Origin of the sequence: Tanticharoenia sakaeratensis NBRC 103193, assembly GCF_000963885.1 — a bacterium.
In the GTDB taxonomy this organism is placed as follows: domain Bacteria; phylum Pseudomonadota; class Alphaproteobacteria; order Acetobacterales; family Acetobacteraceae; genus Tanticharoenia; species Tanticharoenia sakaeratensis.
Genome location: NZ_BALE01000040.1, coordinates 23,631 through 32,612, shown reverse-complemented (window position 1 = coordinate 32,612; position 8,982 = coordinate 23,631). Strand labels below are relative to the sequence as shown.

9 protein-coding genes and 1 pseudogene are annotated in these 8,982 nt (G+C 60.0%); 1 reads left to right on the top strand and 9 read right to left on the bottom strand.

The window, feature by feature from the left end; all coding sequences use genetic code 11:
• Positions 1-41: 41 nt before the first annotated feature.
• The 7 genes and pseudogenes from B8446_RS12670 to B8446_RS12645 all read right to left on the bottom strand — a co-directional run bounded on the left by B8446_RS12670 (position 42) and on the right by B8446_RS12645 (position 6,489).
• Positions 42-1,292: a lactonase family protein gene (locus B8446_RS12670; RefSeq protein ID WP_048850159.1), complete on the bottom strand. Its 1,251-nt coding sequence runs from the start codon at positions 1,290-1,292 to the stop codon at positions 42-44.
• Between the two features lie 38 nt (positions 1,293-1,330).
• Positions 1,331-1,807 carry a DUF2147 domain-containing protein gene (locus tag B8446_RS12665; RefSeq protein ID WP_048850157.1) on the bottom strand — a complete coding sequence of 159 codons (477 nt, stop codon included), beginning with the start codon at positions 1,805-1,807 and terminating at the stop codon, positions 1,331-1,333.
• Positions 1,800-2,216, bottom strand: a complete 417-nt coding sequence (locus B8446_RS12660; protein ID WP_048850155.1) for a DUF1178 family protein — start codon at positions 2,214-2,216, stop codon at positions 1,800-1,802. The genes B8446_RS12665 and B8446_RS12660 overlap by 8 nt, the downstream gene beginning before the upstream one ends.
• 13 nt (positions 2,217-2,229) lie before the next feature.
• Positions 2,230-2,490, bottom strand: a complete 261-nt coding sequence (gene grxC, locus B8446_RS12655; RefSeq protein ID WP_048850153.1) for a glutaredoxin 3 — start codon at positions 2,488-2,490, stop codon at positions 2,230-2,232.
• Positions 2,491-2,561: 71 nt separating this feature from the next.
• On the bottom strand, positions 2,562-3,053 hold the full coding sequence (locus B8446_RS16740) for a ComF family protein (protein WP_306301112.1): 492 nt from the start codon (positions 3,051-3,053) through the stop codon (positions 2,562-2,564).
• A gap of 123 nt (positions 3,054-3,176) precedes the next feature.
• A pseudogene (locus B8446_RS16735) lies at positions 3,177-3,368 on the bottom strand (double zinc ribbon domain-containing protein); the annotation flags it as partial.
• Positions 3,369-3,687: 319 nt separating this feature from the next.
• Positions 3,688-6,489, bottom strand: coding sequence for a TonB-dependent receptor domain-containing protein (locus B8446_RS12645; protein WP_241767779.1), 2,802 nt, complete (start codon positions 6,487-6,489; stop codon positions 3,688-3,690).
• Between B8446_RS12645 and B8446_RS16640 the strand changes: the two genes are divergently transcribed.
• Positions 6,479-6,649 carry a hypothetical protein gene (locus B8446_RS16640; protein WP_241767778.1) on the top strand — a complete coding sequence of 57 codons (171 nt, stop codon included), beginning with the start codon at positions 6,479-6,481 and terminating at the stop codon, positions 6,647-6,649. The genes B8446_RS12645 and B8446_RS16640 overlap by 11 nt on opposite strands.
• Before the next feature lie 373 nt (positions 6,650-7,022).
• On the opposite strand, the gene B8446_RS12640 is transcribed toward B8446_RS16640, so the two are convergent.
• Positions 7,023-7,214 carry a DUF3553 domain-containing protein gene (locus B8446_RS12640; protein ID WP_048850149.1) on the bottom strand — a complete coding sequence of 64 codons (192 nt, stop codon included), beginning with the start codon at positions 7,212-7,214 and terminating at the stop codon, positions 7,023-7,025.
• An 884-nt stretch (positions 7,215-8,098) separates the two neighbouring features.
• On the bottom strand, positions 8,099-8,974 hold the full coding sequence (gene galU / locus B8446_RS12635) for a UTP--glucose-1-phosphate uridylyltransferase GalU (RefSeq protein WP_048850146.1): 876 nt from the start codon (positions 8,972-8,974) through the stop codon (positions 8,099-8,101).
• Between the last annotated feature and the right edge of the window lie 8 nt (positions 8,975-8,982).

Here is an 8,982-nt window from a genome sequence, read left to right as displayed (position 1 = left end):
TCGGCGGGCGCGACATTTATCGCGCCCGCCGAGCCTTATGATCAGGCCAGCGTACGCATGAACGCAAACGTCGTCGGACTGCCGACTGGCGTGAAGTGGTTCGTGAACGACAGCTTCCCGTTGTTCTTGTCCACGGCAAAACACGTCACTGCATCGCTGCGCTGGTTTGCGCAGAACAGGTAGGATCCGCTCGGATCGAACATCATCGCGCGCCCGTAATCAGCGTGCATCCACACTTCGTCGACCAGCGTCAGCGTGTCATCCGCGCCAATCTCGAACACGGCGAGCGAATCACCCAGCCTGTTCGACGCGTAGACGTATTTTCCTTCCGGCGAGAGAAGGATCTCGGCTGCCAGTGTGCTGCCGTGGAAATGAGACGTCACGGTGCTGACCGTCTGGCGCGGCGTGATCATGCCCGTCTTCGGATTGAACGCCGAAACGACGACCTTGCTGTCCTGTTCGCATAGATTGTACATCGTCGTGCCTGCCTTGTTGAAGGCGAAGTGGCGCGGGGCACAGCCGGGCGTCATGTCGAAATACGGTGTCTGCGCCGGATGCAACGTCCCGGTCGCGAGATCGAGCGTCCACTCATATACGCGATCGAGGCCAGCATCGTCGGCCAGCACGAACCTCCCGCTCGGGTCCGTGGACACCATATGCACATGGGAGCCCGAGTGATCACTGATCGCGAAATTGCCCTGCGGGTTATCCGCAGCACGCGAGGGCTGGCGCGGACCGGAATTGTGGACCACGTCCGTCAGCTTGCCCAGCGATCCGTCCGGCTTGATCGAAACCACGCCAACGCTGCCGCCGACATAATTCGCGATCAGAACGTACTTGCCCGACGGATGAACACTCAGATGCGCTGGAACTGCGCCGCCGGTGCTGACTGCATTCAGCTTACTGAGCGATCCACTCCGGCGATCGACTGCGAACGCCGTGACACAGCCGTTCCCATCCTTGTCGAAATCATTGATTTCGCTGATCGCATACAGAAAACGGCTGTCCGCCGACAGCGTGATGAAGGACGGGCTCGCAATGTCGGTGAACGTGCTGACAGGGGTCAGCGACCCGTCAGTGTCAGACATCTCGAAAACCGCGATGCCTTCCCCATTTCCTTCGCCACCCGGAGGTCCGTGCTTGGTATACCCACCGACGAAGCAGAGTGTGCGTGACTTCGGCGGTGGCGTCGGACCATCATCAGCCCGGGCGGCCCGGTCACCGAGAATGGCCGCGCCCGCTCCCGCCATCATCCCTTTCGCGAAACGGCGGCGGCTGAACGAGTGGTGCATTAGAATCCTTTCCACAAAGCAGGACGACGGGACGATCGTCACGGCGGCATCGTACATTCCGGCCCGATCTTACCATGGTAGCGCGTCCAGGTCTGCGTCTCGCCGAGGAACGGCATACCGAGGATATAGCCACGCAGATTGAGAACGTCCGGACGCGGCGACCAGATACGGGCGCTATAAAGGCGTCCGGTCTGCGGGTCGAGGATCCGTCCATCCCATCGGCCCTCGTCTCCGGGCTTGAAGCCGAACAGCATGACGATGCCGCACTGGGGCCGTCCCCAGACATCCTTTGGGGGCGCGCCGGTATATTGCATGCCGATCAGTCTGCCGCAGAGTTCGGCGGCATCGCCCTTGCCGGTACCGCAGGCGCCGATGGTGATGACACCATCATGCTCCTGTGCCAACCATTGCCCGCTGACAGCAGCAGCATCACTCGCCCGCGCCCGGGGCATGCCGGCCGGCGCGATCAGGGCGACCACAGCCAGCCATGCTGCCAACCGCGCCAACCTACCCATCGGCGCGACGCACCCACGGTACAGCCATGACTTCAACGCCTGCATCCTCCAGACGATCGCGGTCCGCTGCCGTCGCCTCGCCATATATTCCACGCGCGGGTGCTTCTCCGCGCTCAATTCTGATCGCCTCGTCGGCGAACTGCGTTCCCACGTTTTCGCACGTCCGCTCGATCGTGGCGCGCATCCTCTGAAGTGCTGCGACCATCGCATCGGGAAGCTGCGGCACGGGCGCCTCATTACGCCCCCCGGCTCTCACGGCCGGAGTCGCGAGAGCCTGATGAACCTCGGTTCCCCCGCAATCCGGACAGGCTATGAGGTGACGGGCAGCCTGATCCGCGAAGGCATTGCTGTTCTGGAACCAGCCCTCGAACCCGTGGCCCGCTGTGCAGACGAGATCATAACGGATCATGGCACCTCGACATTCATGCAAGGCCAAGCAGTGGATCGAGCTTCCCGGACCGATCCAGCGCCACGAGTTCGGTGCACCCGCCGATCGCCCGATCATCGATAAAGATCTGCGGCACGGTCGTCCCACCTCCGGAGCGCACACGGGCCGTTTCCCGCTCCGGTGTGCCATGCCGGGCATCGATCTCTTCGAATGCCACGCCCTTGTTCTTCAACAGCGCAACCGCCCGAACGCAAAACGGGCAGTAAGGCTGGGTGTAGATTTCAACTTTCGGCATATGCGGCCCCACTGTGATCCCTACGGCAGTTCTGCCATGGTCGCATTCAGATGGCGACCACCGACACCGTGTCAATCGCGCCCCCCGGTCACAGCTTGCGCACCCTCGTCATACAGGCCTGGAAATGGCGGGGTCTCCCAGCCTTCGTTCGCAGGAGCCGCCGTGCGCGCGGCGACGAGAACATCGATCGAGGCGGCACCTGCGCTGCGCAACGCCGAGGCGCATGCGCCCAGGGTCGCACCTGTCGTCAGAACATCGTCCACGAGCACGATTCGAGCACCTCGCACCCGCGAAGCATAGCGGGAGCGTACGGCCACAACTGCCGACATGACGCGCAGTCGCTCGGCCTGATTGAGGCGCGCCAGCTTCGGCGTGCGACGGGTCCGTTCCAGAAGATCCGGCAGCAGCGTGAAATCGCGGCTCTGGCGCAGCGCCGCGGCAATCAGCGCCGCCTGATTGTAGCGCCTGCGCCAGAGCCGCGATCGATGCAAAGGAACCGGTGCCACGATATCGGCCCGCAGAAGCATGTCGTGTCCCGCACGCGCCATGGCGCGTGCGAGCACGGACGCATTTTCCGTCCGGTCGGAATATTTCAGTGAAAGAATGAGCCGCCGTGACTGTTCGTCGTAGACATACGCGGCCCGCGCTTCGTCCCATGGCGGAGGCGTCGCCTCGCAAGCAGCGCAGATCCCTTTCCGCCCTCCAAACGATGAGCTCGCGAAAGCGGTGCCGCACCTTCTGCAGCTCGGCGACCCGATCGCTTGCAGCGTCGAAAAGCAGTCGGAACAGAACAATCCGGCAGTTTGGGTTTCCGAGCCACAACATGCGCAGTGTGGCGGCAGTAACAGATCGAGAATGCGCGAACCGACACGAAACATCTGTCTTTCGAACACTCCGCCTCGCTGCCTGACGCAACACATAGCGGAGTCATCCAGCGGCGGAATAGTGCTCCGAAGGATCATGATGACGCAATATTCGAGAACCGACACGAAAGCCTGACTGCTGGAACCTGGAATCCCCTATCGATCTGTCGTCAGATAGTAGCCCGTCCCCGCAGATTGGCGGGTAGCAACAAGCGAGCAATTCAGGTGCTCTGCCGGCAATCTTTTATAAAAAAAGCCGGGGCATTCCTGCCCCGACTCCGGAAGAAAGAGTGAACACAGGCCCGGCTAACCGGACTTGCGTTGCCCTGACAGGTCAGAGCTTCATGTTCACGCCGAACCGGAAGGCGCGACCGATCACACCGTTCTGAGCCCAGGACGAGTTGTAGAGGTAGGAGCCGTAGGTGCCGTAATCGTATGGCGACTTGAAGCCAGCGAGGTTGTAAATGTTCACGTAGACGCCGATGCGCTTGGTGAACTGGTAGTTCTCCGTCAGGTCGATGTCCCAGAAGTGACGCACGTTGCACTGAGACGGATAGAAGCTGCTGACACTCGAATAGAGTGAAAGCGCGCAGTTACCGACAGAGCCGGTGCCCGTCGCATCATCGGCCTGAGCATGGTAGCCGCCAGTGTAATAGACGGTCAGCGTGGACGACAGCTTCTTCCAGGTAAAAGTATTCTGCCAGTTAGCACGCCAGCGCGGCGTGCCCGATGCCGACACCTGCTGCCACGGACCTTCACTGCCGGCAAACCGCTCGACGCCGACACCCGGGACCGATTCGTTGTAACGGTGCACCCAGGTTGCCCGGCCCGAACTGAACCAATTGATGTCATGCAGGACACCGGGGAGGCGATGATTGAAGCTCAGCGACAGATCGACGCCGTCGGTGACGAGGCTGTTGGCGTTGATGTAGGACGACTCAATGATGCCCGCGCGACGTGCGCCGGTCGGATTCTGCGGATCCGCCACGTCCGGGATGACCGTGTCGCCATCGATAGTCATTGTCTTTGTCGTATTGGCCGCCGCGTAGGCTGCAGCCACCGTCGAGTATGGCGTCGGATTCGCAACGATTACGTTGTGCTCGTTGATGTAATAGTATGTCGCGCCAAGCGTGATCCACGGCAGCGGATGGAAAATTGGCCCACCGGTGAACGTGTTGTTCGTCTCCGGCTTTAGGTTGGGATTACCCACCGTTTCCAGTCCAAGACTATAAGCTTGGGCGTAGGTGTTCGGCACGCCGTTCGTGCTGTGCTGAGCCAGCCACGCCTCGTTGGTGGGCGCCGAAGCACCGACATAACCAATGGTCGAACCACTCGTCTGAGAGAAGCTCGGGACCTGGAAGCCCTCGGACCAGGTGCCGCGGAGCTGGAATTCCTTGAACGGCTTGAACTCGACGCCAATCTTCGGCGAGAAGTGGCTGAAGCCCGTCGAGTAGGCGTCGTAACGACCTTGGAAGTCCGCGTTCAGCATCTTCACGATCGGCGCGTTCAGCTCGAAATAGCCGGACTCGACCCAACGATGACCCTGCGCGCTGACCGGGTTGATCGTCTCATACTGGTCATTCGGATCAGCGGCATTAACTGGGTTAGCATCGACAGCGAGCAGGGATTCGTAACGGACGTTGGTGCCGATCGCGAGGTTGAGCATACCGCCCGGCAGTCGAACCAGCCCCTTGGAAAGGGTTGCCTGCCAGGAATATTCCTGCGTCTTGTCGTGCACTTCGTCCGACGGCGCGATCGCGTTTCGTGCAGCCTGGGAATTGGCAGACTGGTTGATGAAGTTGTAAGTGCCGTTCTGGATCGCGCTGTCGAGATCGGCAACATTGATGTAGCCGGTATACGTCTGCGCCAGATCGGTGTTCATGCCGACGAAGCTGCTGTCATAGTTCCAGTCGCCACCCCACTTGGATGGTTCCCAGCCGGTCAGGTGCAGCGATCCGCGATAATTCTGGCTGAATTCGGTCGTCGTTGTCGGCTCGTCCATCAATCCATACAGCTGGGCGCTCTGCCCCGATGCGGCATACGGATCGTTAGGGTTGAGCGATCCATTCGCGAGCCGCGCCGGTGCCAAAACACCCTCGCTGGTACCGAGTTCCGACTGCGTGTTCGCGTAGAAGGAAGACGGGCTTCCAGTGAAAAATGAAAGATTCTGCGAATACGTGAACATACTCGTCAACTGGGCACGGCTGCCGACGTTTACCGTCAGATGCGCCGTTGCCTCGACACGCCGGTCATACGGTTGGACAACCTGATAGGTGTTTGTCCCGTTCTTGACTGAATTGTACTGGCATAGCGTGCTGGTGGTGCCTGAAGGTGTTCCAGAAACAGTTCCGGTATGCACCGTGCCTGTTGACCCGCATCCAGCTGATGGGTTCGCGAGGTTATAGCCGCTGACAGCGTTGCCACTACTGTCGAATGCCTGTGCCACAGTCTGCGGCGTCTGCGCAAAATTACTGATAGTGCCGTTGGAATAGATGTTGCTCTCAGCATTTCCGCCGCCGATCCCGGTCAGATTGCTGGTATTATATGGATAGCCAACCTGATCATTCGTGATCGCGTCATCCTCCTGATATTCGGAGTTGACATAGAAATTATAGCCGTCGTGATCCAGGTCGCCAATACCGTAGGTGCCATACAGACGTGTATGTCCGCCGTAGCCGCCCTGGGCCAGACCGCCCTCGGCATTGCCTTCGAAGCCCTTGATCTGCTGGCGCGTGATCATGTTGACGACGCCGGCCACGGCGTCAGCGCCGTAGATCGCGGAACCGCCGTCTTCCTGCACGTCGATCCGGTCCATGATGGATGCCGGCATCCAGTTCGTGTCGACGAAATCGCGCGTGCCGTCGTCGGCGAGCGGGTAATAAGAAAGACGCATGCCGTCCATCATGACGAGGGTCGATGATGTGCCCAGACCGCGCAGCGACGGTGCCGAAGCACCAGCCGCGAAGGCGCCGTTCGCCGAGAACGCGTTGGTCAGGTTGCCCGCACCGTTGGACGACAGGAGCTGCAGCGCATCGGTGACGGTCTTGATGCCGCGCTGCTGTAGCTGCGTGGATGTCAGACGAGTGATAGGCGACGCACTGACGAGATTCGGGTCGCGAAACAGCGTGCCGGTCACGACGACGCTTTCTGCCTTCGGGGCCGGCATGCTCGCGTTGCCCGCACCCTGCGACACCACGGCAGCGTTACGCGCTGCATTGCCGGATGCGGGAGGGGCTGCTGTCCCGGCGGCCGTCGCCGGTGCGGCAACCGTCGGCCTCGCCTGTGCCGCCGCGTGATGTGCATGCCGCCGGGCATGATGGGTCACGAGAGCTGACGAGGTGGTTGCCGACTGTGCATAAGCTGTCGGGATAGCAGCCAGAACGGTCGCGCCGAGAAGCAGTCCACGTGTGCAACGCGCGCGGAGTCGCATTGCCGGATACGCTCCGGCAATATTCTGATTACGGTCTGAAACGGCCATAAACGGATCTCGATCGGAAAATGTCTTCGGATGTAACTCCGGAATGACAGTCTGATGACACGTGGTCCGTCCTGTGCACAACGCATAGCTCGCATCACTCGGTCACAAAGCTACATACTGTGGCAAAGACGCAACGACTTGGGCGGCCCGTTACGATCGACTCACTGTAAGAAGATTTTCGAATGATTCCGTTACATTATCTGAAGGCTCACGCGGGACGCATCGATGACGACCTTGCCGACATTTTCGAATGTTACTGTTACGCGCGATGACACAGCAGACTGAACCTGCCCCGAGCCCCACTCGGGGTGGTCAGGATGCGCGACATACTGACCCGGCTCGAGAAACGATCGAAATGGCTGCAGACGGAGTTTGCCATCCATATCTCAGACTCCGGTATCCGTAGTGATCACGTTGTCAGTTCCTTCCCGGTCTCTGGATATGCGATACGAGCAGTCGACACGGGCTGATTGGCTGAAGCTGCAATGTTTGCTGACGCTCGGCGCAATTCGACCGCGCTGGCGCTCCGCAAGCATGACATCCCGCTCTGAAAACATCCGATTCACCGCAGCAGCGAGTTCTTCGAAGGGGATGCCAGTCGGCCACCTGATACTGCATGTTAGAAACACTAGTCGCGGATCAAGCCCGGACGCACATGATAGCGTCTTCACTCCCGGACTTGGAAAACCCTATCCGCCGCCGCACCGAAAAGCCTTGATATTCAGGATTTTGCTTACTCAGACACACGCTTCAGCCAGTCGGCAGTGCCAATACATAAGCGTTCTCATGCACATGACGGCGAAATCGGGACATAAGCGGCGCTATCGGGATAAACAATTCGAGGCCTGACAATACGCAGCTGCTGAAGGGTCGATCTGATGAGCCGCGGCTGGAGGGCAGCGAGAGACTGCTGTCGCTTAAAGCGAACGTCCGATGCCGCACATATTGATGGCGCTCTTCAACTATCTGCTAAAATATGCAGAGGACAAAATTGATTACAGCACCTGTGCGGATGCCCGGTTTCGCCGTTCGCGACACCGTTAAACGTGGCGCGCTTGTACTGAATGCCGACTGCGCACTGGATACGACCATTACCTATTTACGTCGGGCCGCAGACATAGGGCCTGTCCGGACTCCGGGCTGATCCAATCCATCAGATACGAATGTTGTATCGCACAGGCAAAGAAACTGACGCTCGCTCTCAGGCCTCCGGCTGGACATGACATCCAAACGTGGAGACCCGAGACCGTATTGGACGTGACTGCAATCAGGCCGCAGTGTATTTCTTCAGAAACTCGCGAACCGCGGCGCCAAGGTCGGGACGATTGATCGAGAACGCGATCTGCGCCTCAAGGAAGCCTGCCTTGTCGCCGCAGTCGAAACGCGTTCCTTCGTAACGAAGGCCATGGAAAGGCACTTCGCCGATCATCTTGGCCATCGCGTCCGTCAGCTGAACCTCACCGCCGGCACCACGCTCGAGCTTCGCGAGATACTTCATCACCTCAGGCATAAGAACATACCGGCCGATAATCGACAGGTTGGACGGCGCATCCTTCGGATCCGGCTTCTCAACCAGTCCCTTGACCTCGACCATACGACCATCATCGGCACCGGTCTCGAGAATCCCGTAACGGTTGGTATGTTCCTTCGGCACTTCCGTGACGGCCACGACATTGCCGCCCGTCGTGTTGTAGGCATCGACCAGCTGCGCGACGCAGCTGCGACCGCTCTGGACGATGTCATCCGGCAGCAGGATCGCGAACGGGTCATTGCCGATGAACGACCGCGCACACCAGATGGCGTGGCCCAGACCAAGCGGCTCCTGCTGACGCACGGCGACCATCGAGCCTGCCGGGATACCGCTCGGCTCCAGCGCTTCCAGAGCGGACTTCTTGCCGCGCTCGCGCAGCGTGGTCTCAAGCTCGAATGCGATGTCGAAATAGTCGATGAGGCTGTCCTTGCCCCGTCCGGTGATCAGGCAGAATTCCTCGATTCCGGCTTCGCGCGCCTCGTCGATCGCATACTGGATCAGCGGCTTGTCCACGACAGGCAGCATTTCCTTCGGCATCGCCTTGGTCGCGGGGAGAAAACGCGTGCCGAGGCCGGCGACCGGCAGAACTGCTTTTTTCAGGGGCTTGATCACGAAACCTC